Here is a 25,831-nt window from a genome sequence, read left to right as displayed (position 1 = left end):
ACTTATCAAAACTTTCATAATGCTCATTCGTCGCTCAAAATAACATAATCCTATTAAAGCTTGTATTTTATAGGGGACTTGCCGATATAATCCTTCTGTATTGGTTGCAATATGGAAGCTTGAACTCGCCGGGACCCTTTTCTCCATCGAAATACAGCCTTTCCTGTTCGAGTTCCTCGATTTTTGCTATTCTGCCCTCTGTATAATCGATGATCCTGTCTTTGGCAGTGTTTATCCTCGCAAGAACCCCTCCGTATCTGATATCCAGTATTTCAAATCCAAATGGTTTATAGACTTCAAGCCATTGTTTTCTGTGTGCAATCCTCAGCTTATCAACGCTCTCATAAAGCCTTGGAAGCTCCTCTTGTGCAATTTTTTTAAGGGATGCGATTTCTTTTGCGTCATAGTATTTTTTAATCCTGAGGCCCATATCGCCCTTTTGTTTTAGAACATCGCAAAGCTTTAAAGGAACATCAAATACGAATTGCCACTCTTTATTTTCCTCTTTATACTTTTTCATCTTTCCCTCAAGTTTTGAATAATATCCTGAAATATCAATCCCTTCAAAGTGCTTGTCGAAAAGTCCCATAAGTATATCCTGCCACAGGAGGCATTTTGAAGGATTATATGAATAATCCGGATTATATTTGCCGAGGGGTTCATCGAGCAATGTCAGGTCCATAAAAGCCTGATAGTCCGCATTTGCACAGAATTTAAACCTTCTTTTCACCTTTTCGATATCCAATGCTTTGGAATAGCCTTCTTCTGCAAAGAATTGAAGCCCGAGCATGGCCCCTGCGACATTATCCTCCGTACCGTTGTCACCCCACATTGTCGCAAATACTTCTTTTATGTTTTCATCTTTGCAGGCGGGCAGAGCCTGTTTCATGGTGGCGAATGTCTTATTGTACCATGTGCTCATTCCCACCCATGTCCATATTCCTCCTGCAAAAACAGGGTCGCTTCCGAATTTTTTATGTTTTCTTATGTTATATATATAATCTTTCTTGTCATGATGATAATAGTCCCAGTAGACCAGCTGAACATTTTCAGGTACGATGTTTTCGAGGTTATCATCATAATTTACATTTCTGCTGAACATATCGCTCCATATCATAGGTTTCAATCCATATTTATCAGTTATTTCAAGTACTCTCCTCAAATGTTCCTTAATCAAATCAAGAGTAGGCCGGTAACCGTTTTTATCCAGGTATCGTCCAAGTCCTATGTTCCGGGCTTCATCCATTCCCAAATGTATCCTCTTGCTCCGGAATGGTGCGCTGGCGGCTTTTATCATGGACTCCACAAATTCATATGTCTCTTTATTTCCTACGAGCAAAATATCGGAAGTATCCCTTATATCATTGGCAAAACTCCATTTCAGCGCCTGAGCCAAATGAGCAAGTGTTTGAATGCATGGAATAATCTCTATGCCGAAAATATCCGCATAATCGTCGCATTCTTTAAGTTCATCATATGTATACCTTCCCCGCATATAACCAAAATAAGGCTGGTTTTCAACTGTATAGGTATCCTCAGTATAGAGCATAAGAGCGTTAAGGCCCATGGCCGCCATTGTACGCAACAATTTTTTTATGCTTTCGACCTTCATGACGCCATTTCTTGAGCAGTCGATCATCGCTCCATCGGTGATAAACTGAGGCTCTTCAATTATTTTAAATGAATCTTTGTTTCGCGCCTCTTCAACTAAAAGTCCAAGAGCCCTGAAGAAGTGTATTTTCTTGTTGAACCCTATGGAGGCATGCCCGTCTTCAAGTTCAACCTGAATATTTTTCTCCGTATTGTAGACCCTTACCGGCAATCCGTCATCGGTAACATTAAAGCCGAATTTTCTTCCAAAAATTTCGATTCCCTTTTCCAGATCTTTGATTTGCCCATAAAATTTTAAATTCATTTTTTTCACCTCAAATTTTACAGATTAAAGTTTTGATCTCAAATGGTTTTACATAAAAGCTTACATTACCGTCATTTAACTTGAGAGGCACGGCTTTTTCCTCAAGGAGATTGGTTAAATCGACTCCCTTTATATCGACATTGAATTTCAAATTGACTCTCTTACCTGTTTTAGCCGCATCATACAATCTGACCACGAAAGCATTCTCGCTCTCGGCCCATTTTATGCATTCCACTATGATATTCGGGGAGTCGACAGATAAAATGCCTTTCATGTCTTTTGCCCCTTCTCCCGCCTTAACCGATACCACAGGGATATTGAGTTCGTATGCCGGCCGCACGACACTCTGGACAGAAAATCCGGTAGAATGGGGAAGAAGCGCATAATTAAACAAATGCCTTCCTTCATCCCCCCTTGTGTCGGGATGAAGACCTGATTTCATCAGGCTCAGCCTTATTTCACCGTCTTCAACTCCAACACCGTATTTGCAGTCGTTCAAAAGCGCCACCCCAAACCCTGTCTCTGAAATATCCGTCCATTTATGGGCACATACTTCAAATCTTGCCCTGTCCTGAGGCAAATTTGTATGGGTTGGACGCTCGACGTATCCATACTGAATCTCATGCCGCGCGCTGTCGGCTAAAACATCCAGTTCAAATCCCGCTTTCAAAAGCTTGTGCTTTTCCTTCCAGTCTATAACCGATTCAAAATCCACCCTGGGTGTTTCTGAATGAAATACTATATCCTGTACCATGTAAGATGCGGAGCCTATATTATATTCGCATCTGAGCCTTAGCTGAAGAGGCCCGTCTGCCGCAACATATCTCTTTATGAATCCCCTTCCGATGCTCATCTTCAACCTTTGATCCCTGTCTATATCCCAGTTGTCCCAGGCCTCTGGTATATCTTCGCCTATCCACAGGGTATTTAGCGAACCGTCCTTTTTTACTATATCGCGTCCCGACTCCTTATCTATAAATGAAACGATGCGTCCAATCGAGTCAAATGAAACCGCTGCAAATGGAGTCTCAACCATATTGCCATTTACAACAAACGGAGACTTCTGCGGATGACTTTCATATGCCATGCTGATAACTTTTCCTGAAAACGCAGGGATATGGATTCCGCTTGCTATAAGTTTTTTATTGCCTTCCACATCTTCCACCCACTGTGATTTTATGTTCTCTCCTATGGCATATTGATTCTCTTTTGCAGCATCCAGCAAAATTTCGCCATTTCTATCCCAGTTCAATGTGTTGACAGCCATAATCTTCCCTGTATCGGCTAAAGCCGTGCCTGCAAAAGTTTCCAGTGCCTTCTTTGAAATATTTTTTGCACCCTCTATGCAATGTTCAAAATCATCTATGGCCTCATCGTTCACTCTTTCGATGGAAGAGCCCGGAAGAATATCATGGAATTGATCAGTCAAAAGTGTTTTCCATAATTCATTTAATTTATTTGACGGATAAGGCTTCCCGTTTAAAGCGGCCATTGTGCTCAAAAATTCCGCATCTCTAACGGCTATTTCTGTTTTTCGATTCCCTCTTTTTATTTTCGCTTTTGATGTGAGAGTTCCCCTGTGAAGTTCGAGATATAATTCGCCGGACCATTTCGGAATGTCTTTAAGATCCATTTTTATCCCCTTCATGAAGTCGCTGACCGTTGTATGCTCCGCTTTCGGACACCCTTCCAGGTTCTTTACCCTCTTTGCTACCTCCAGCATCTCCGCCATCGGCCCTCCGCCTCCGTCGCCGTATCCATAAGCCACAAGCCTCCTATCCTGGACATCCTTATGCTGCACGCGGTTCCACTGCTCCGTCAATGTCGCAGGGTCGGGCCAACAGTGTATATTGTGGAAATGCGCCGTGACAGAGCTGCCGTCGATACCCTTCCAGATAAATGTATCATATGGAAAACGATTTGTATCGTTCCAGCTTATCTTTGTGGTGCAAAAGAATTCCACATCGCACCCTTGCAAAATCTGGGGAAGGGCAGCCGAATACCCGAATACATCCGGCAGCCATAGAGTATCGGAAGTATACCCGAACATCTCACGCGTGGCCTTCTGGCCAAATAAAAGCTGCCTTACGAATGACTCTCCTGAGGGTATATTGCAGTCCGGCTCGACCCACATTGCGCCGTTTGGCTCCCAGCGGCCTTCCACCACCCTTTTTTTGATCCTGCCGTATATTTCAGGATAATATTTTCTTATGACCGATGTCTGATATGGCGAACTTTGTATAAATTTAAAATCCGGATATTGGTCCATCAGGTTTAATACGGACGAGAAAGTACGCGCGCATTTCCTCCATGTCTCCGCAATGGGCCAAAGCCATGCAGTATCTATATGGGAATGCGCGACAATCCCCATATATGGAACAGTTGATCCGTTCTTGGCGTCCAGCAAAGGCTCCATGATCCTCCTCGCTTTAGCTATCTCTGGCCTCCAGCTCTCCTCAGGTGTTTCATCAGGCATGGCATCGATCACCGAATATACATCGGATAAGCCTTTTATTATTTTATTCTTCCTCAAGCTGTTGTCATCAAGAACTTGTGCAACCTGCCATAAAACCTTCAAATCGAAAACAAAGCCCGTTACATCTTCCCTCTCGAGCACAAGCTCAATACCGTCAAAGGTTTTACATCCGGGATATGGCGGTATATTGTGGTCATTCGGTGCGCTTCCAGGTATGTAGTGGCCGCTATAAGCTTCAAATGACAGATGATAGGCTTTCCCGGCCCTTACGCTTTTATCCATCATAACCACAGGATGATTATTGTCAAATACGCCCATGTATCTTTCATTTACTATAAAAAGCGTCTCTCCGCCTGTCTTTGCCCTTATAAATACTTTTTTGCCGTCGCATTCCGCAGGAATCCTTGCATCCCCTCTAAACCAGCAGGTAAGCCAATTATCCCCCCATTTAGTACCCGGAGCGGCTGCTTTCCAGATGGCACCTTCAGCGCTTCCCGGTTCTTTCCTGAAATGCTCGAATGTTTCCCAATATTCGCAAGGCACATCAGCTACTTTTTTATAACGATATTTTTCATATCTCGATTCTATCTGAGATAACTTGCTCATTATTTTCCTGTCTACAAGCATAATTTACCCCCATAATTTACTTTAGTAACATATGCATTTTCATTATAGCAGAGAAATATTCCATTTGAAATATCAAATCCAGAGTAACTTCGATTCACAATATGAAATCAGGCATAAATAGAATTATGTTATTTTGAGCAACGAATGAGCATTATGAAAGTTTTGATAAGTTCTTGGCTTTGCCGCCATAGAGAATCATTAGAGCTTTTGAATGTTTGAGCATAGCGAGTTTCAAAAGCTCTAAGAATTCTTAAGGCTGCTGGTCTTAGAACTTACAAAACTTGAATCTGGCGATGAGTACTCAAAATAGCATAAGCCAAATTACAAATTGAAGAGAGTAAGGTGTATAAACATTATTTGATACCTTGAAAATTCATAATATGGATTTTTTGTTTCAGACACCTCATCTATTGTACATGCATTAACAGGTTTCATCGCATCTGTAATCAATATAAAGAATATCATCTGCTTTAATTTTTAATTTGTCCGGTTTTATGAAATAAACATCCGTATAACCATCCTTGCATTCCCAATTGACATCTATTGTCCCATCATTTGATGCAGCGGAATACACATGGCATTTACCTCGAAGTTTTAAACCCTTTAGCTCCATACCTTCTGCGAATATCCTGCAAAACCTTACTTTCAATTTTATATTGCCGCCGTCAGCTTCCGTATCCATATATGCCCAGTAGCCCGTGCTTACAATCGGAAGCCTGCAAATAAATTTATCCTTGATTAAAACCGGTCCTAATATTAAAGATTTATTTATCTCATCATGGTGAAAACCGGTTAAGGCATTTAGTATAAACCATGACGATGCAGTATTCATATACCTGTCCAATGAATTACCGCAAGGCATTCCCGTCCTGCAGTCATGCCATAGAGTAGTAGTCCATGGAGCCTTTACTATTTTACAGACAACCTCATCAAATCTTTTTATATCGCCCATACCCTCTTTATATACTCCAAGATATATGGCGAGAAGATCGAGAAATACCATAGTGTATTGCGGCCAAGCCTGTTCATCGAGATTACGCCCTACAAGACTCGCATCCTTTTTTGTCTTTATTGGAATCAACCTGTAATAACCGCTGCCGCATATGATCTTGTAAACATTTTTTACGGCTTTTTTAACCATGGAGACGGGAAGTATGCTCTTAAGTCCTAAAAGCCTTACCACCCATTCACCTGCAAGTTGCCCCGGGAAAAGTTCATCAGAATGCGCTCCTGTTTTTGCATCGTATACGCTGTCAAAGTATTCACCATTCCACAGATATTTTATGATATTACCCTGAGTCCTTTTAAAAAGCCGCCCGATTTCATCTTTCATTTCGCGGCTTTCTTCAAGTTCCGCTATCTTTTCAAGCACTCTTAATGCAGCGAGCCACATGGTTCCCGTATACACGAACAATCCGCCGTGATGCTCAACGTCCCAGCTGGAGCCTCCTTCAGGTATGCCGTCCCCATCGTCATCCGCAGATTTCAACCATTTATATGCTTTTAATATATAAGGAAGCATTTCATTATAAAAATCATAATTGCCCGTATTCATCAGATCCCTGTAGCATTGTATTATAAAAGAACACGAAAGGTCCGGCCATGTCGTATCTCCATAACTGACCCTGCTGCTTCCTATATTCTCATATATATTGCCACAGAAATGGCTTATATGTCCGTCTTCGGCCTGGATTTTTGCAAACAGCCTCAATTCAGTCCTGTTTATATCCGGGTAGAAAAGCTGATATGCCGCATGGGCGATCAGCCTTTGGTCCATCGTCCCTAAAGCTCCACCCATTCCTTGGCTGGCTTCCAATGTGGCCAAAATACCTTTTTTTGTCAGCACCGTATTTGCGGTAAGCGGAGTCGAATCATTTATAATCTTTGATGACAGCCATTCCGGAAGATCAGTTGCCTTTAAGAAAACGCCTATATCTTTCGTCTTAAGTAAAAGCTCTCTGTAATTTTCGAGAAGAGAAGATGCAACTTCAAACGATGATTTGAATCTATTTTGATAATAGTGCCCAAAATCGATATTTTTATGTTTGGTTCCACTTGAAAGATCGTCCTGACTTTCATTGTAAAGGGGTGCATATTGCTTTAGAACATCACCTGCCCCCATTTTCTTTTCAATAACTTTATGAAAAGGGGTATACCACGCAAATGATGCAGGTATCTCTTTTCTTTCAAAAGGTAAAAGCTCAAATTCCATGCCTATTACCCCTGCAGGATGGATGGCTCCTTCTATACCTCTCTTATTATTATTAAATTGTCCTCCATTCGATAAAGCCTCGAGTATCTTTGCCTTTTCATTCAATGCATTCCATAAATACGAAGTAAAATTGACTTTACCATCATATGGGACAACAAGCGCATAATTGCCCAAGGAATTAGGTATGGCCTTTTTTTTATCAGAGGTTTTAAAAACAATGCCTCTGTATTTTTCGTTTTCAATGCCTTCTATATAGTTTCCAGTCCTATCTGAAATGATCACAGGTTTATCGCTTACGAATCCACCGCATCCTATGGTATTTTCCCAAGACAGAAAAAGATTTAATTTTATTTTTTGCTCAAGTAGATTTATAAACCTGAAAATAAATACCGTGCCAGGGTAATTCGAGTTTTCTATATCATGAGGTATAATTGGGCTAAAACATTCAACCTCCATTCTTATCGGAATGGCCGATGTAAAATATGCCGATTTAGCTATAGGAAAGAGGCCTGAATACTTTACAGAATCCACTCCTCTAAATCCGCACATGTCTCCCTTTTGAAGCAACCTGAATACGGATTTGCCATCATTAAACTCGCATCTTACGGCAAAAAAACTCCCATTCAGGTCTGTAAGAGGTTGTACATAATTATTGTTTATGAGAAATGTTCCCGGTTTGCCTGTCGTCAATAGCTCTATAAATCCTGTCCCTATTCCTCCCATGGGAACTCCTGATGGATATCCTACTTTTAGTTCCATTTTAAAATCACCTTTCATATTGGAAATTATTCCGTTTAATATAATGCGCTTATTATTTTAAACATTATAATCCAATACGCATAAAGAGCACAATATATATTTTTGTTTATCTGAACAAGCACGGACTGTAATTTGCCCGCAATATGAAACGGCAAAGATACTGCAGTCTAAGTTAAAATATTATAATTTCGGTACAATTTTATATGACAATATTTTTTTGCATGATACAATAGTCATCGAATCTTTTATGTAAAACAAAACCGCTTTTTTCATACATGGAAATGTATCCGTGAAAATTCATATAGCAATCGAGAGTTCCACAGGCGGGATATGCCTCCACGCATGAGAATCCTTCCGATGCAGCATCCTCACACACTCTTTTTAAAAGCAATGTAGCTATTCCCTGATTGCGCATTTTCGGAGCGATGATAAAACATACAACCGATTTAACCTTAGCATCATCAGCATCCGACCATAAGTCCTTATTTGCGCGTAAACGCTTGTAGCCGGCCTTGTCGCCGGCATTGCACCAACCGGCTACCTTACCGTCGATATATGCAAGATAACCATTTATAATTCCTTCTTTTACAAGTTTGACAGCATATTCTCTCAAACCATTTTTGTCCACGCCGTCCAGTTCCTTTTCAATTTCCGAGTCAAAGTGATAATATGTACAATAACACCATGACCACTCCTCATGATCACAAAACGCGACATTATCAAAAAAATCAAAATAATCGTCCGCGAGTTCCCGAGACAAAGGGCAAATCTTCACATCCATAATTATCATCCTTTACAATTTAATCTCTGTATAATTTTGAATACAAGTTACTAATACATGGTTTGCGATAAGAAAATTTCTGAATTCTTCTTGTACCACAAATTAAAGCTATTTCAGCATTTCCTACGTCGCATCGAAGAATACATATCTAAATTTTGCCATATACAATAAAATAAGTCAATTGCAATCATACTAAAACTTCGATTTGTAATTTTGGCTTATGTTATTTTGAACACTCATTCGCCAGATTCAAGTTTTGTAAGTTCTAAGACCCTAATCCTCAAGAGTCTATAAGCTAATGAAATACATTGATCGTGATTGATAGATTTATGTAATAATGGTATTATATTACTAAACGGGTGTTTCATCCTACATGAGATTATAACAAGTAATAATGATTTAAAATCCTGCTTATGGAGGATATTTATAAATGAAAAAGTTTCTATTGGCTTTAATTTCTATGATGCTTTTGTTATCTTTAACAGCCTGTAATACAGCAAAACCCTCCACCAAGCCAAGTACTAACCTCATATCTGAGACAAAAATCACAGATAGAGAAAAATTTTTCTTGTCTATAGAAAACGATAAATATCTTATTTTTGATTTTAATGCTGATAGTAAGTATAAATGGCTTAAAGTATGGGTGGATAAATATGAAATGGGTAAAAAGATTCTGAGTTGCGGCGAACTGTCAGTAGGATTGCCCAAAGGTGAAAAGGGCATGATTATTATAACAGTGAATGATTTTGAAAAGATGAAACAGAATTGGACTTTAGCCGTCAAATCCGGTAATGCAACGTCAAAAATAGAATTAAACCTTGAGGACAAGACTGTTGAAAACCATCCACTTTCAAAAATATTTGGGACAAATAACTCTAAGGCAATCGCAATAAACGATAATGAAATAGTGTTGGCAAATATTTGCTATCAAGATCAAAGCAAAAACGGCTCCATGGGTTCTCTTACCGATGAATTCTATAGCAATCCGGGAAAAAATATAAAAGAAATAGAAAATTATAGCCTTGTTTATTTGTTGAAATTCAAGTCCTATGAAAATAAGCCGGCCTGATGTTTATTCCTACATCGCAGGATGCTTAAACAAATGCTTCCCTGCCGTTTATCACTACTCTAAGCATAAGCTCGGCCATTTCCTTGATCGGTTTTTTCATGCCGTCCTTCAGCCATTTTTTAATTACCCCTATGCACCCATTTGCAAAAAAAAGAAATATATATTCGGCATCTGCTTTGCTTAAAGAATTGCTCACGTTTGTCGGCAGCAATTGCTGATTGCCTATAACCTTTGTGATTTCCTGCTGGAATTGAATATCTCCATTGGAATTAAGCAGCATGTCAAAAAGCTCGGAATTTTCCTTGATATATTCGAGGATCTTTTCAAGCATTTCAATAGGCACTTCCCACTTGTTTTCAATGCCATAACTGTTAAGATACCGGTTGATGTCATCGATGAGGTTATTCTCGATCTGATGAAGCAAATCATATTGGTCCGAATAATGCGCATAAAATGTCGCCCGGTTAATATCTGCATCTTCACAGATTTCCTTTATCGTAATCTTCGATATAGGTTTTTGCTTCAATATTTTAACAAAGCTATTCTTTATGACCATCATCGTGTATTTGACACGCCTGTCTTTTTTCTTTTCCTGCATAAATAACCACCCATATTGGCAAAAATAGTTTTGCTGTTTATTCGACACTTTTCAAATATCTGTCGTATAACCGCTATTTTTTAATAATCTGTTTGTTGTGTTTATTACACACTGTCAGTATACTATATTTTAGATAAATAATCAACATAATGTCTGTTAACAGGAGTGTATATTTATGGCGTTTATTGAGTTTGAAAATGTTAAAAAAGAATATATCACCGGCGATGTGCCGATCACGGCAGTTGAGAATTGTTCTTTTTCAATAGAAAAGGGCGAACTTGTCGTCATACTCGGTCCATCCGGTGCTGGAAAAACAACGGTATTAAATCTGCTCGGCGGAATGGACAGCCCCAGCGGCGGCAGCATTACGGTGGACAGCAGCGAAATCCATCATTACAACAAAAGGAAACTTGTAAATTACAGGCGAAATGATATCGGATTCGTATTCCAATTTTATAACCTTGTCGGGAATCTGACCGCCCTTGAAAATGTGGAACTTGCTTGCCAGATTTGCTCCGACTCACTTGACCCTAAAAGGATACTGGACCAAGTCGGCTTATCGGACCGGATTAATAATTTCCCTGCTCAGTTATCAGGGGGAGAGCAACAGCGTGTTGCTATAGCAAGGGCTATCGCCAAAAATCCCAAGCTGCTGTTATGCGATGAGCCTACCGGCGCCCTCGACAGCGTAACCGGGCAGCGGATAATCGAACTATTGCAAAAAACTTGCAGAGAAATGGGTACAACAACTATTCTCGTAACACACAATACCGTTTTAGCTGATATTGCAGATAAAGTCATTCATATCAAAAACGGAACTGTAAATGACATTATTCTCAATAACAGCCCTAAAAAAGCCGAAGAGATTGTTTGGTGATCAAGTTGCTGCTATATAAAAATATTCTATTTAAAATCAAGAAATCTTTCGGCAGGTTTATATCGCTGTTTATCATTATAATGGTAGGCGTTGGCTTTTTTGCAGGAATACAGGAAAGTGCGCCTGATATAACCACTTCCCTCAGTGAATACAATGACACTCATAAATTAATGGATTTTCAAATAATCAGCACGATGGGTCTGACGGATGACGATGTAAATGCGCTAAAGTCTTTGAAAAATGTAAGCACGGTCACCCCGAGCTATTCCCTGGATGTTATGGATCACGGGAAAGCTATCCGGATACATGCAATTGAAAAATCAGCCGATACCGTTAAGCTGAATAAGGGACGGATGCCAAAAGCGGACGGAGAATGCGTAGCTGACGGCAATAACTATAGAATCGGCGATAAAATCGATATTGCCGGCGACGTAAACGAAAAGCTGAAAAATACAGAATTCACTGTCGTCGGCACTGTAAAATCGCCTTTATATCTATCGTATGACTATGGGAATACCACAGTTGGTGACGGAAAGCTATCCTCCTTTATTTTTATAAGCAGGGATAACTTCACAATGGATGCTTATACTCAAATTTATATTACAGCCATAGGGACAAAAAATATAGATACTTATTCAAAAAAATATGACGATATAGCATCACAGCTTAATAATGAACTGGTAAAGCTGAAACCTGAAAGGGAGAATGCCCGGTATGAGGAAATCTATAACAAGGCGGCCGACGAGATCAACCGTAACGAAGCGAAGCTGAATGGCGAAAAGGCAAAGGGAGAGAAAAAACCCACCGATGCCAAAATAGAACTGGATGCCAATGCGGCCAAACTAAACAATGCCAGGGCACAGCTTGTTCAAAGCGAAGCGAAGCTGCGGAAAAATATAGATATTCAAAATGCAAAATTTAAAGACGCGCAATCTCAGATTGCAAACGGTCGAAATCAAATCGATGCTGAATTGCAAAAAAACGGTATTGCAAAAGAGGAGTTGGGTTCCAAAATAAATGAGCTGAATTCAGCTATCCAGTATATGAAAAAGCAGCAGAGCAGTCTCCCTGCCGATAGCCAGGAATACGCGAAATTAAGTGCGCAGATCGATCAGTATTCCGCTTCGTATGAAGGACTGCTTAAACTCCAATCATCCATTGATACACTGGACACCCGTGAAAAACAGTTAAACCAGGGGATCGCTGAATTCAACTTGCAGATTGCCGATGCAAAAAATAAAATTTTCAAGGGTAAAAACGAACTTGAGATAAATGATAAGAAACTGAACGGCGGTTATAACGAATACAATAAAAATTTAGCAACCTTCAATGCCAAAATGACTGATGCGAAGGTCAAGATTCAGGATGCCAGAGAAAAACTTTCAACTATCGAAAAACCCTCCTGGATAATCTTGGACAGGGATACTGCCGTAGCTGGTTACAGCGATCTAAAATCCGGTACGAATACAGTAACCTCGGTTGCCAGGATCATCCCCCTGTTTTTCATTCTGATTGTCATATTGATGACATCGAATACAATGGCCCGCATGATAGAGGAAGAGCGCAGCGAGCTTGGCACGCTGACTTCTCTTGGCTTTAATGACAAAGGTATTATTTCCACATATCTCCTCTATGTTCTTTCGGCCACTGTTTTAGGGACAATAACCGGATTTTTTGCAGGTTGTACGATTATACCAAAAATCATATATACCTGTTTCCAATATATTTTGCCGCCGCTTATCATCCGTTACAATATCGCGGAGCTGCTGGTGATTTTAACGGCTGCCGTTGCACTTATGAGTTTTGTAACGGTTCTCTTCTGCAATCGGGAATTAAAGCAAAAACCTGCGGCTTTAATGCGTCCGGTTCCGCCCAAAACCGGACAATCCATCATGCTTGAAAAAGTCGGTTTCGTCTGGAGGCGCCTTTCCTTTACGTGGAAGGTTACAATTCGCAATATATTCCGTTACAAGCAAAGAGTACTTATGACCATCATCGGAATAGCAGGCTGCACCGCATTGATACTGGCCGGATTTGGCATAAAGGATAGTATCAACGGCATTGCCCAGAAACAGTATGGCGAAATTTTTAAGTATGATGATTTAATCGTGCTTAAAAATAACGTCAAAAATATAAACGGGGATTTGGAAAGCCTACTGGAAAAAGAACAGATTAAAGACCCCGCTTTGATAAAGCAAACAGCCCTTACCTGCGAATCCAACATTAAATCGCTGGATACTTATCTGGTCGTTCCGGAAAATGAAAAAACATTTTATAAATATTTTAATCTTAAAAGCACGGTAAATAGAACCAGAACAGCATTAGACGATAACGGCGTCATTATCTCCCAAAAGATTTCCGATGTTTACAAGGTGGGGAAGGGTGGAAAGATCAATGTTAAAGACGCCGACAACAATTCGTATACGTTTATTGTCTCTGACGTTGCGGAAAACTATATGCAGAACTATATCTACATGAGTAAAAACCTGTACGGCAAAATTTTTGAAAAATCCGCATCCTACAATATGATCGCATCCGATTATAACGGAAATAAAAAAAACGTGGCAAAGCATTTGATAAATAGCGATCTGATTGCAAGTGTGAATTTCAAAGATGATATCCTTCAGCGGGCGATTCAAGGAAATACAGGCCTTAACAATGTAGTCGTTTTGCTTGTTTGTATTGCGTCAATACTGGCGGTAATCGTCCTTTATAATCTGACATCGATAAATATCAGCGAACGCAAACGCGAGATTGCCACCCTTAAAGTGCTTGGATTTACAGATGGCGAAACGAATGAATATATTTACCGTGAAGCCTTTATATTAACGTTGATCAGCATTGGTGTAGGTTTGATTCTGGGGATAGGACTTCATCATTTTGTCATGGGATTTATCGAAGGAGACACAGTTGTATATTTCAGAAATATAAAATGGCTCAGTTTTGTATGGCCGTCGCTGATTACAATGGCATTTTCCATAATCATGCAAGCCGTTACCTATTTTAAGCTAAAAAAAATCGATATGATCGAGTCTTTGAAGTCAGTTGAGTGAAATATTTTATGCCGGAATCTCAGCTTATTAAAATTTTATGAATAACTTATTTCTCTCCCAAACTGTTATATACGGATAATGCATCAGTAATATTGTATTGCTCGGATTTGTTGTCTCCCTTAGCACCGGCTGTAACCAGAATATATTCTTGCTTGCCTTCTTCAGCGAGGCTCGCAAGACAAAGGCCGGCCTCGTCGGTATACCCCGTTTTCCCACCTAAAATCTTTCCTCCGGTAATGCCCCTATATTTGAGCTCTTTAAACATCGTGCTGTAAAAAGTTATACCATCAGGATGCTTATTTGTGGGATGAACGGTATATCTGGATGAAGTGAAAATTTCCCGGAAAGTATCGTTCTGCAGCGCATAGCTAAGAAGAATAGACATGTCTTTGACTGTTGTATAATGGTTTTTGTCGTGAAGTCCCGTAGCATTCTCAAAATGGGTATTATTCATACCAAGATATGACGCCTTTTGATTCATCATATTCACAAAATTCTTCTCCGAGCCGGCGATTTGACGGCTAAGCCCAATACAACACTCCGCACCGCTCGGCAGCAACGCCCCATAAGCAAGGTCGATTGCCATGACTTCTTCATCCGGTTGGAAACCCGCCATTGCCGCATCCGCTTTATACAGCTTTTGAAAAATAGATTTAGGAAGCTTAATCCTTTGGTGCATATCTGGCAAGTTTTCTATTGCGACAATGGCCGTCATCATTTTAGTCAAAGAAGCCGGATAGATTTTCCCTGCGCTATTCTTCTGCATTAAAACGGCATGATCTTTTAAACGGATCAGGATCGCATGGGGACTGTTCAGGCTTTCTAAAGATATATGGGCGGCATAATCCGGCGTTTTCTTTAACGATGGCACCGGCATAGTCCTGCTACCGGAATTTTTTTCAAGCAAATACTGACGTTCAAGGCTAATGATTGATTTATATGTAAAAGAGGCTATGACAGCAATCAGCAAAAATGACACTAATATTCGCACTTTTGATTTTTTCTTTTTTACTTTTCCTACCATAATAGAGCAACTCCTTGTCCTGTAGTGATGTTATTTTATCACAGAACAATGAGCGATATCGAAATTCCATCTTATGAAATTCTTAAGATTTTCTTATTTCACTATCCGGAATCGGAAGAGTCACAGTAAATACAGTATGTTCTTCGCTGCTCTCTGCCGTGATAGTACCGCCATGGGCGGTAACGATTTCCTTGGCTATGGCCAGGCCCAATCCGGCTCCGCCTGTATGGCTGGAACGGGATGAGTCCAGACGGTAAAACTTCTCGAAAATCATATCCAGCTTTTGCAACGGTATGGGATTGCCTTGATTGGTAAAAGTTATAACAATATTTTTATCCTGCTGTCTGGCTGAAATGTCAATGATGCTGTTTTCATAGCTATAGGCTATGGCATTTTTCAGGATATTGTTGAACACCCTGGCCAACTTGTCTGCATCCCCCCACAAAGTTAGCCCCTCCGGCGCATTTACGGTCACATGCTTTCCCTGGGGCGTCAGCATCGGATAAAATTCATCCGCCATCTGCTGGAGCATGAACGGTAAATTTATTTTCTCCTTATTCAAAACGATCGTTTGAAGATTGAACCTCGTGATTTCAAAGAATTCATTGATAAGCTGCTCCAGCCGATAAGCCTTTTCAAGAGTAATGCCTACATATTTTGCTCTCTGCCTGGGCGGCATATCGGGAGCTTCATCCAAGAGGCTCAAGTATCCTATGACGGATGTCAGAGGCGTCTTTATATCATGAGCCAGGTAAACTACCAAATCATTTTTACGCTGTTCAGCTTCCCTCGCGTCGCGTTCCCGCTTTTCAAGAATCCTTTTGATCTTATTTAGCTTTGCAGCCATAAAATCCATCTCCGGCGACATTGTAATTACACGGTCTGATTCTTTCACAAGCTGATCCAACCCCGAACTGACTTCGCTAAAATATTTTGTCATCCGCAAGAGTTCGCAATAAAAGATTATCAATAATAGGAGAAAAAAGCCACTGATCATCCAGAAAGACTTGTTGTTGCGGAACAGTCCTTGATAAATACTCAAACCCCGCTCATATGAAATATGAAATATCCCTTGGCATAAGCGTATAAAACCCTCTGCAAAAAGATCTTGAAAAATACCGTCAACAAAAATACTCTGGATTAGCATGCTGAGTAAAGGCGTTATTACCGCGATCAATAGAACCTGCAAAAAAAACTTTCTTTTTAATCTGCTGAAATCATTTTTCAATTTTATAGCCAACTCCCCATACCGTTTTTATATATTTAGGATGCTCTGCGCTGTCGTGCATTTTTTCTCTTAAATGCCGTATATGAACCATTACCGTATTATTGCTGTTGGCAAAATATTTATCTCCCCATACCTCACGGAATAACTCCTCCGCGCTGACCACCCGCCCGCGATTTGAGCAAAGGACCCAGAGAATAGAAAATTCAGTCGGAGTTAAAGCCAGCTTTTTCTCGTTCAGCATGCATTCATGGGTATCCATGTCCAGTACCAGACCTGAAAACGCAATCACCTGTTTATCCTGCAAAGGTCTTTCAGTATTATATCTGGTAAATCTCCGAAGCTGTGCCTTTACACGGGCAATCAGCTCCAACGGGCGAAAAGGCTTTGTAATATAGTCGTCTGCGCCTAATGTAAGTCCGGTAATCTCATCGATTTCCTCCTCCTTGGCTGTCAGCATAATAACCGGGAAATTATGCTTCCCCCGGATTTGCCTGCAGATCGAAAAGCCGTCTACATCGGGCAGCATGACATCCAGAATTGCGAGGTCAATTTTTTCATTTTCAATACACTTTAGGGCATCCCGGCCATTATAAAATTTAAAAACATTATAATTTTCATTTTTTAGATAAACTTCCACCAAATCGGCAATTGCCTGTTCATCGTCGACTATCAAAATATTCGCAGCCATAAGCATCTTCTTCTTTCTTTCAAGCATATATCACCGCCATGGGTGCATAATATAAAAATGCGCCCCATCCCCAATTATTATACCGTAAAATAAAAAAATATTTTATAGCTTTTCCATTATTAAAATCTTAAGATTTTCTGAAGATGCTGAAAAGGCGCAGTTTGCATTTTACGGGTGCATATTTTATATTTGAAGAATATTTTATTCCAATCGCCAAGCTCACAGCCTTAAGAGTCTGTAAACTTGTTTTGGGCAGAATCAAAACTTATCTTAGCTCAGACATTGATTCTGCTAATCCAAAACTAAAGTTAACAGACTCTAAAGACTTTCCGCTAATTGCTCTTTCCATAATATTCTTCAAATAATACTTATACACCTGCATTTTGCCGCTAATCAATGTGGCGATATTACATGAAACTATGTTATAATTATAATAATAACTGGATAGAAGTAGAAATCATGGCAATTCTATCAAAGTAATATAGATCTGATGCGCTGTCTGGTGCTCATGAAAGCGAGGATTATATAAATGATTGAAGAAATGTGTGCTGAACTTGCCGGGCTTTCCGCAAAGCTTGAGCGCAAGAAGAAAATCGATTCGATGCTCCAGAATCTGCAGATTGAAGAAAATGATCTTGCTCAACGTGAACGGCATTTAAAATCCGCCCTTTCCAGAGAACAAACTGATGTAGACCGGCTTGAAAGAACGACTGCAACATCGATTCTGTATTCTATTCTGGGTAAAAAAGAAGACAGGCTGGATAAGGAGCAGCAAGAAGCATATGCCGCCAGATTAAAATACGATGCTGTTGTGCGTCAGCTCGATGATTGCAGAATTCGGATAGATGAACTATGCAGGGAAAAGGATTCACTTTCGGATTGTGACGGACGGTACAAAGAAGTCTTTGCCAAATTGCAGGAGCTGCTACGTGAGGATTCAACCTATGCCAAACGGCTTTGTGCTTTGGAGCGGCGGCTTGGCGAAACCGTCAGCCAATTAAAAGAGCTGGACGAGGCCATCTCGGCCGGCAGTGCTGCTATGCGGCAGATCGACAGCATAGAAAACAATCTCGGCAGTGCCAATAGTTGGGGCACATGGGATCTTCTTGGCGGCGGCTTGATTTCCGATCTTGCTAAGCACTCGCATCTGAATGAAGCGCAGGATGGCGTCGAGCATCTGCAAGTCCTCCTTAACAGGTTCCACGCCGAACTTGCCGATATCCGCATCGATACGAAGATGGGAAATATAAATATCGAAGGTTTCCTCCGTTTTGCCGATTACTTCTTTGACGGCCTGATTGCCGACTGGTCCGTCCTCTCTCACATCCATGCTTCACAGGAAAGCGTACATAATGTAAAAGTGCAGGTTGCCGATGCGCTGTCAAAGCTGTCAGCCATAAAGACTGCCCGAACTGCAGAAAAAGCCGATGTTGAAAAACAGATCGCTGCGTTGGTGACCAGTGTTTGAATAAAAACACTAAAAACTTTGATAATGTGGCTGAAGTTTCCAACATATTTACGAATCCCTTTTGGGAAATGACATCAAAACTTTTCTGATTTCTATTGCGTTTGATTTATTTAACTCTTCGCAACGATGCAATGCAGTTCTATTTAATTTACGGCACCCATAAAATCGGCTGGCGAATTGCCATATTTCTTCTTATTTCCTCATCTTTAGGGTCTGGATCGAGTCTGTACCATAGATCCAGATACTTCCTTTCACCCAGCGCCAGTCCGGCAAAAAGCATGAAAGACATCCTTACGGGCCATCCGTCAAAATGTTCCACATCGGCATCATACAGCCAGCGGGATTTATCTTCAAGATATGGATAGAGAAATTCCAATCCTTTTGAAATGCTTCTTCCGTCCTTAAGCTTAAAATCCCACAGGCAGTCCTGTCCAGTTGAGAGTACCTGACAGAGAGTAACCATATTGTCTAAAACAAAAATTGAATAGCCATAAGGCTTGGTACGTGCAAGTTCTAACGGGAATCCGCCATCCTGCGTCATCTGTTCGGGCAGCAGTACTTTTTTATACCTGCTGCGGCAAAAATCGAGGATCTTATGATTATCTGTAAAATATGCAAACACAGCCGCCTGAACAAGCCAGCAAACTCCATGGTTGTTTTTGGCATTCATCTCCTCTATCCCATAAGGATGTGTGGTCATCCACTTCAAATAATCTGCAAACCACCGCTTTAATCCTGAATATATTTCCGCCTTCATGCAAGGTGAATGTCTTAAAACCCTTATGGCCAGGGGTACGTCGATTAAATGAATAGTATCGATGATCCCTATTCCACGTCCTGAACACAACCCGGGAATTGCCTGGGCAAAAAGGAGATTTGGATTCATGAAGGTAGATTCGTCTAAGAAAAATTCCTTGAGCATTAAAACCGCCTTGCAGGCGAATTTTTCATTGCCGGAGATCTTATAGCCTGCTGCCAGATTAGCAACATTGGTCCTCATTTTTCTAAGTAATTTCCTGTGTTTGGAAAAACAATCGGGGTTGCTTTCTCCATCTCTGCGTATGTAAGGAAGACCGTCTTTAGTATCCGGATTCGGCCACCAGTAATCCCCGTTTGAATAAAAGTCGTGGGGCCCGCCTTCGCTCATGGAAGCTTGCGCATCGGTTATGTGTACAGGGTCTGCCATCAGGGATGCTTCTGCCTTTGCCATAATCCATTTCCTGTCAAACCCCTTGAAATCAACGTTATTGCTTCTCCTATAGAAACCCATAATTATGTACCTCTTTATATAATCTCATTTTCTTTTTATTGCAATAAATGGAATCAACATTTCTTTTTCCGTCATCCCAGCATGATTTGATTTATACATGGTAGACTTTTGCGAATATACTATCCCCTTATCTGAGATTGCCACGGCAAGAAAGTCCCCTATAAAATCATTAAATTTTTTATGAAACTTTCCATTTCCAAAAATCCGTTTCCGTTTTACTTCAACTAAATGACTCCTAAATGACTCCGAAAAAGTCCATTTGGATTTAAATGCTTCTTGAGCGCGTCAACTCCCATCCCGTCCAGTAAGAGCACTAGAATATTTTTATAATCATCCGAAGTATTTTATACTTTATCCAATTGTTTATCGATATATTTGGGGCGCGGCAAATTCCATTTGAAATGTGCGGACAAGCAACGAATCAAAACTGTTATTGCAGTCCCAACCAGCATTGCCAAAGGGCTTCCGATAAATTTCCACAGTTCGACGCATATTAACGCGCCTATAATAGAAGCACAGGCATATATATCCTTAACAAATATATAAGGGGTACTGCCGGCAAGAATATCGCGCATGACTCCGCCGCCAATGCCCGTGATAACTCCGACAAATACCAAAAGAAAGCAGTTGAAGCTGCTCGATATGTCGTATGCGGTGCGTATGCCTATAACGGTAAAGATTCCAAGACCCAAGGCATCCATAATAAATAAAATCATTTCATATGCGTTTCGATTGCGCATCAGCCATTCACGTACCACCGGAACAAAAATAAATATTGCCGTTAGTATGGAAACCAATGCATATACAGGATTCCAAAACGTTTTAGGCGGTGTTATCCCTAATATTATATCTCTTAATACCCCGCCGCCTACAGCTGTTATCAATCCGAGAATAGCTACGCCGAAAATATCCATCCTCTTTTTTAATCCGGTCATTGCTCCTGATACCGAGAAGGCAACTGTGCCTATAATCTCAAGCGAAAAAATAAAAGCATCCATCTTTATATGTCTCCAATCGAAAAAGTACATCCCTATAGAAATGTACGAGATGTACTCTGTCTTGGAACCTGAAAGATTCTTTTGCCATGCAAAATTACTTCTTCGGTGCATAAAATGCTTTCCAGAGTTTCGTCCGGATACGGTCCCTTTACCTGAGAGTTTTTGCCCCTTCGGTGCTTTCAATATAAAAAGTCTCTCCCGAATCCTTCAACCAAACATATATATACTATTTTTTTGCTTAAAAGTCAATTCAAAATGCAACAAAAACTGTCTTTTACACCTGCCCCTTTCACTTTGTTTTATCCGTAACCCTTTCCATGGCTTTGTTAACTTCTTTGTCAACAGATTCTTGATAGATGTCAGCGTAAGTTTTTGAACCTTTGATCAGATCGTCGCAGAAAGCCGCTACATCACTGCCTGTCACTTCGAGCACGCCTTTCCCCAAGGCCGCGCCCTCTTCAAAAAGATCGACAATCCCCGAGAGCAAACCTGTCCCTTCGGTTAACTCAACGGGGCCGACCTTAAAGAGATATTTTTGAATCTCTTTATAAACAATCTGATAATCTTGCGGGAGCGCTTTGACACGCGCCATGTGCGCCCGCCACTCTTTTTTGCCTTCGACGATATCTTGTATTCTCATTTTATCCCCCTATTTACCCAATTTTTTAGCAATATTATTGTTGAGTTGCTCGCGCCACTTGTCGCGATAAGACTTTGCCCCATCGATGCCGGCCAGCGCTGAACAGAATCCTTTGATATCGTCACCCAAAACCTCTTGGGCACTCTGGCCGTCCGCCGCCGTTTCTTCGAGCAGGCCAAGCACACCGTCAATAATTGGCATGAGGTTGCGACCAGTGAAATCCGAGTGCGGCCAAAGATTGGCTTTGATTTTTTCCCATGCCGCTTGATAATCGGCTGGCAGCTTTTCGGCTCGCGATTCAAAAGTTTTCAATTCTTTAGTCATGTCGCTGCCTGTAACTTTTTCCCAAAAATTCATTGCTTTTTCTCCTTTAACTCGTTAATTTTTGATGATACGAACTCCCATTTTTTCCAGAACTTCTGCAGCTCCTCGCGCCCCGCGTCGTTGAGAGCGAAAAACTTTCGCGGCGGCCCCATGTCGGAAGGCTTTTTGGTGATCTCTACCAGCTTGCTTCTTTCAAGCCGGATCAGTATGGTATACACCGTTCCCTCCACAACATCCGTGAAGCCGAGGGTGTTGAGCCGCCGCGTGATTTCGTATCCATAGGTTTCTTTGCGGCTTATAATTTCAAGGATGCAGCCTTCAAGCACGCCCTTGAGCATTTCCGTTAGGTTTTCCAGCATAATCCCTCCCTTGCTACTTTGTATCACTTGTATTTTGTATTGCTTACTACTACTATATAGTATCACCCAATAGACGGTTTGTCAACAGCGGTTGTTTCAATGTTGAAGTTTTATATCATAAAAGGGATTTAGGGTGGGTTCATAATACTCTATGCAACTAAAGCCAGCGGGGTCTTAGATGCTAATTTTAAGTGTCATTCCGGTTTTTTAAGGAGATTTTCACAGGCGGAAATGAATACGTCCGGATGTTCATAATGGATGTCGTGACCTGATTTGATGGTAATTCTTTCGCAGCCTAAAATGCATTCCTGCACCTTTTTGGCATCCGCATCGCTGTTTGCGGCATACAAAACGCCGTCCTTGCCATAATTCTTGGCAGCCTTGAGGTAAATCGCCGGACATTTGATATTTTTCAGCATGGATTCCTGATCGACACCTTTCATCCACGAGCCGTCATAAAATGCTTCGCCGAATTTCAGGTCATATTGATCAATAGTTCCCATTGGTCGGAGCCAGGAATATGGAACCCAGAAAATTTTCGGTGCCCGACCTGGATGCTCTTTCCGGAAGGTTTCAATCGCCTGAGCCATTTTATCTTTCAGCCCTCCGATAAGGGAAACCATATAACTGTGTTTGTAATAATAGACGATATAATCGGTTTCGCTCTTTTGATTCAAGAAACTATGTATGGTTTCGAACGCATCTTTCCAGGCAAAGCATGATCTGTCTTCCTGCATTTCCTGTGGGGTCACCTCGAACAGCGGAGGATCTTCCAACACGATTCCCTTTACCTGCCCGGGCGCATTGGCGGCAATCCACGCTGTCATCACGCCACCAAAGGAATGGCCGGATACAAAACATTTTTCTCCTATGACATTTTCCATAAACCATATCAGCGCTTTACTGTTTGTTTCGCAGGAGTAAAGAGAGGTATCATGGCTGGATTTCCCATGCCCGTAGCAGTCCACCGCGAAGACATGAAATTTTTTCGACAGTTCAGGCAGCACGGATGCATAGTCCTCCCACGTTCCGCTCTGGCCGTGGATCAGTAGCAGCGCAGGACCGTTGTCCGGCCCTTCTCCGTAATTGATCATGGAACCATCCTGCAAATTCACTTTCTTGCCAGTAAAACCGGTCTGAAGAGTTTCTTTCATATTCTGATTCCTTCCCTTCTGTGTCCCCATTTCTCGCTTAACAAATTCATGTCTTCCACGGTAACGATACTGAAAACATACTTTGCCTTGGCATATATTTTAGCAGCTCACAACAGTAGTATTACCAATCTATGTTAACATTATAGAAGGATAAAAGCTATATTTTCTTCCCCGCAAACTGGCTATTGTAAAGTTCGGCGTAAAAACCGCCTTTTTCAAGCAGCGAGCGGTGCGTGCCTTTTTCGACGATAGAGCCGTGATTCATCACAAGGATCATCTTTGCATCGCGGATGGTAGAAAGCCGATGCGCGATCACAAAATTTGTCCTGCCTTTCATCAAGGTACCCATCGCTTTCTGGATCAGCACCTCCGTGCGGGTGTCAACGTTGCTTGTCGCCTCATCGAGAATCAACACGGTCGGGTCCGCGAGGATGGCACGGGCGATGGTGAGGAGCTGTTTCTGCCCCTGCGAGATATTAGAGGCATCCACGTTCAGCACAGTATCATAACCCTCCGGCAGGCTGCGGATGAAATGGTCGGCATATGCCGCCTTTGCTGCCTGCACGATCTGCTCTTCCGTCGCATTTTCCCGCCCGTAGGCGATGTTGTCGCGGATGGTCCCGTTGAACAGCCAAGTGTCCTGCAACACCATACCGAACATCGTCCTCAGGCTACCGCGCTTCATCCGGCGGGTATCGACGCCATCGAATGTGATCATGCCGCCATTGATCTCGTAAAAACGCATCAGCAGGTTCACAAGCGTCGTTTTCCCGGCCCCCGTGGGACCGACGATGGCGATGGTATCACCCTGCCGGACATCGAGGTTCATGTCCTCAATCAGCGGCACGTCTTCGAGATAGCGGAATCGTACATGGTCAAAGCGGATATTCCCCCTCGGGTGTTGAAGGACGACGGCATCTTCCGTATCCGGCGTCTGCTCTTTTTCGTCCAGTATTTCAAACACTCGCTCCGCGCAGGCCACTGCCGACTGAATCACGTTAGCGATGTTTGCTGTCATCACCATCGGCTGTGAGAACATCTTTGAATAGGAAACGAACGAAACGATGTCGCCGAGGTTGATGTAGCTCTTTGTGACGAAGATTCCGCCAACAACGGCGATGAGCACATATCCGACGTTCCCTACGAAATTCATTAGCGGCATCAGGATGCCTGAAAGAAATTGCGCCTTCCGGCCGGATTCGTAAAGGCTGTCGTTGATACCGCGGAACGTCTCGATTGATTTCTTTTCACGACCGAATGCCTTGACGACGACATGTCCTGAAAACATCTCCTCCGTATGACCGCTGAGCTTTCCGAGGCGCTCCTGCTGCGACGAATAGTATTTCTGCGACGGCCTTGTCACGAACATCGCCGTCAACATGTAGAGCGGCAGGGTCGCCAGAACGATAAGCGTCAGCACGATGTTGATGGTAAACATCATCCATGTATATCCGATGATTTGGAGGATTGAAATGATGATTTGCGTCAGGCTTTGCTGCAGCGTTGTAGAAATGGTGTCGATATCATTAGTCATGCGGCTCAAGATGTCGCCGCTCGCGTGCGAATCAAAATACCGGAGCGGAAGCCTCGAAAGCTTTTCATCCACTTCGTACCGCAGTGTGCTCACGGTTTTTTGCGCCACGCCAGACATTATAAAATACATCGCGAACATGCACAGGGCGCTCAGGCCGAAAACCACGAGCAGCCGCACAAGCGTTTTACCGATTTTGTCAAACGGGATTGAGCCGCCGTATTTTCGCACATCGCCGACACCCTTGTCGAGATTAGATTTCGAAATAGACGGCAGTTTTTTTGTATATTCCGGCGGCAGCTTTTTGACCAGGTTGAAGAGCTTTTCCACAGCATCCGCCTTTTCGCCGTTGCCATGAAGCATACTGAGGTACGGCACGGAAGCGACTTCCTTCAGTGCGTCGAGCTGTTCCTGAGTCATACCGTTTTTTTCAAGCGCAGCTTTTTTGATAGATTCTCTGACTTTCTCCTCCGCCTGCTTCTTTGCAGCAGCAAGCTGTGCATCCATGGCAGGCTGTTGCTTTGCAAATTCTCCATCCACTGCAGTCTTTGCCTGTGCCTCCGCCTGCTTCTTTGCAGCAGCAAGCTGCACATCCATGGCAGGCTGCTGCTTTGCAAATTCTCCATCCACTGCAATCCTTGCCTGTGCCTCCGCCTGCTTCTTTGCAGCAGCAAACTGCGCATCCATGGCAGGCCGCTGCTTTGCAAATTCTCCATCCACTGCAGTCCTTGCCTGTGCCTCCGCCTGCTTCTTTGCAGCAGCAAACTGCGCATCCATGGC

The 25,831-nt window shown here is 42.0% G+C and carries 19 protein-coding genes and 1 riboswitch; of the genes, 4 read left to right on the top strand and 15 right to left on the bottom strand.

Annotated features, from left to right (window positions below; all coding sequences use genetic code 11):
* Positions 1-67: 67 nt before the first annotated feature.
* The 4 genes from QME45_10230 to QME45_10215 form a co-directional block, all read right to left on the bottom strand.
* Positions 68-1,915 carry a beta-N-acetylhexosaminidase gene (locus tag QME45_10230; protein ID MDI6619032.1) on the bottom strand — a complete coding sequence of 616 codons (1,848 nt, stop codon included), beginning with the start codon at positions 1,913-1,915 and terminating at the stop codon, positions 68-70.
* A gap of 10 nt (positions 1,916-1,925) precedes the next feature.
* Positions 1,926-5,018 (bottom strand): glycoside hydrolase family 38 C-terminal domain-containing protein, encoded by a 3,093-nt coding sequence (locus tag QME45_10225; GenBank protein MDI6619031.1) that lies wholly within the window; start codon positions 5,016-5,018, stop codon positions 1,926-1,928.
* A gap of 421 nt (positions 5,019-5,439) precedes the next feature.
* On the bottom strand, positions 5,440-7,989 hold the full coding sequence (locus tag QME45_10220; protein MDI6619030.1) for a GH116 family glycosyl-hydrolase: 2,550 nt from the start codon (positions 7,987-7,989) through the stop codon (positions 5,440-5,442).
* A 199-nt stretch (positions 7,990-8,188) separates the two neighbouring features.
* Entirely contained in the window at positions 8,189-8,770 is a 582-nt protein-coding gene (locus QME45_10215; protein ID MDI6619029.1) for a GNAT family N-acetyltransferase, read from the bottom strand.
* Between the two features lie 430 nt (positions 8,771-9,200).
* Between QME45_10215 and QME45_10210 the strand changes: the two genes are divergently transcribed.
* Complete coding sequence (locus QME45_10210) at positions 9,201-9,839, top strand: hypothetical protein (protein MDI6619028.1); 639 nt, start codon at positions 9,201-9,203, stop codon at positions 9,837-9,839.
* Positions 9,840-9,864: 25 nt separating this feature from the next.
* On the opposite strand, the gene QME45_10205 is transcribed toward QME45_10210, so the two are convergent.
* Positions 9,865-10,437: a TetR-like C-terminal domain-containing protein gene (locus QME45_10205; protein ID MDI6619027.1), complete on the bottom strand. Its 573-nt coding sequence runs from the start codon at positions 10,435-10,437 to the stop codon at positions 9,865-9,867.
* Between the two features lie 175 nt (positions 10,438-10,612).
* Here QME45_10205 and QME45_10200 point away from each other — a divergent pair, with 175 nt between their 5' ends.
* Both QME45_10200 and QME45_10195 read left to right on the top strand, forming a co-directional pair.
* Positions 10,613-11,314: an ABC transporter ATP-binding protein gene (locus QME45_10200; GenBank protein ID MDI6619026.1), complete on the top strand. Its 702-nt coding sequence runs from the start codon at positions 10,613-10,615 to the stop codon at positions 11,312-11,314.
* Positions 11,311-14,367, top strand: a complete 3,057-nt coding sequence (locus tag QME45_10195; protein MDI6619025.1) for an FtsX-like permease family protein — start codon at positions 11,311-11,313, stop codon at positions 14,365-14,367. Before QME45_10200 ends, QME45_10195 begins: the two co-directional genes overlap by 4 nt.
* 46 nt (positions 14,368-14,413) lie before the next feature.
* On the opposite strand, the gene QME45_10190 is transcribed toward QME45_10195, so the two are convergent.
* The 3 genes from QME45_10190 to vanR all read right to left on the bottom strand — a co-directional run bounded on the left by QME45_10190 (position 14,414) and on the right by vanR (position 17,307).
* On the bottom strand, positions 14,414-15,391 hold the full coding sequence (locus QME45_10190; GenBank protein ID MDI6619024.1) for a D-alanyl-D-alanine carboxypeptidase: 978 nt from the start codon (positions 15,389-15,391) through the stop codon (positions 14,414-14,416).
* Between the two features lie 82 nt (positions 15,392-15,473).
* Complete coding sequence (locus QME45_10185; protein ID MDI6619023.1) at positions 15,474-16,538, bottom strand: HAMP domain-containing sensor histidine kinase; 1,065 nt, start codon at positions 16,536-16,538, stop codon at positions 15,474-15,476.
* A 70-nt stretch (positions 16,539-16,608) separates the two neighbouring features.
* The gene (gene vanR / locus QME45_10180) at positions 16,609-17,307 is read right to left on the bottom strand and encodes a VanR-ABDEGLN family response regulator transcription factor (protein MDI6619022.1); all 699 of its coding nucleotides are present in this window, start codon (positions 17,305-17,307) and stop codon (positions 16,609-16,611) included.
* 529 nt (positions 17,308-17,836) lie between these two features.
* On the opposite strand from vanR, the gene QME45_10175 reads away from it, so the two are divergent.
* A complete protein-coding gene (locus QME45_10175; protein MDI6619021.1) occupies positions 17,837-18,775 on the top strand; it encodes a hypothetical protein in 939 nt (312 codons plus the stop codon).
* Positions 18,776-18,923: 148 nt separating this feature from the next.
* Here QME45_10175 and QME45_10170 read toward each other — a convergent pair whose 3' ends face one another.
* The 7 genes from QME45_10170 to QME45_10140 form a co-directional block, all read right to left on the bottom strand.
* Entirely contained in the window at positions 18,924-20,045 is a 1,122-nt protein-coding gene (locus tag QME45_10170; protein MDI6619020.1) for an alginate lyase family protein, read from the bottom strand.
* A gap of 344 nt (positions 20,046-20,389) precedes the next feature.
* The gene (locus QME45_10165) at positions 20,390-21,043 is read right to left on the bottom strand and encodes a trimeric intracellular cation channel family protein (protein MDI6619019.1); all 654 of its coding nucleotides are present in this window, start codon (positions 21,041-21,043) and stop codon (positions 20,390-20,392) included.
* A 130-nt stretch (positions 21,044-21,173) separates the two neighbouring features.
* Positions 21,174-21,254: riboswitch (glycine riboswitch) on the bottom strand.
* Between the two features lie 78 nt (positions 21,255-21,332).
* Positions 21,333-21,683: a DUF1048 domain-containing protein gene (locus tag QME45_10160; GenBank protein MDI6619018.1), complete on the bottom strand. Its 351-nt coding sequence runs from the start codon at positions 21,681-21,683 to the stop codon at positions 21,333-21,335.
* Positions 21,684-21,692: 9 nt separating this feature from the next.
* Positions 21,693-22,040, bottom strand: a complete 348-nt coding sequence (locus tag QME45_10155; GenBank protein ID MDI6619017.1) for a DUF1048 domain-containing protein — start codon at positions 22,038-22,040, stop codon at positions 21,693-21,695.
* On the bottom strand, positions 22,037-22,366 hold the full coding sequence (locus QME45_10150) for a PadR family transcriptional regulator (protein MDI6619016.1): 330 nt from the start codon (positions 22,364-22,366) through the stop codon (positions 22,037-22,039). The genes QME45_10155 and QME45_10150 overlap by 4 nt, the downstream gene beginning before the upstream one ends.
* A 194-nt stretch (positions 22,367-22,560) precedes the next feature.
* Positions 22,561-23,520, bottom strand: coding sequence for an alpha/beta hydrolase (locus QME45_10145; GenBank protein MDI6619015.1), 960 nt, complete (start codon positions 23,518-23,520; stop codon positions 22,561-22,563).
* A 157-nt stretch (positions 23,521-23,677) separates the two neighbouring features.
* Positions 23,678-25,828 carry an ABC transporter ATP-binding protein gene (locus tag QME45_10140; GenBank protein MDI6619014.1) on the bottom strand — a complete coding sequence of 717 codons (2,151 nt, stop codon included), beginning with the start codon at positions 25,826-25,828 and terminating at the stop codon, positions 23,678-23,680.
* Positions 25,829-25,831 lie beyond the last annotated feature (3 nt).

This window comes from Clostridiales bacterium, from assembly GCA_030016385.1.
GTDB lineage: Bacteria > Bacillota > Clostridia > Clostridiales > Oxobacteraceae > JASEJN01.
The sequence above is the reverse complement of the archived record's forward strand: the minus strand, read 5'-3'. Positions and strand labels throughout refer to the sequence as shown.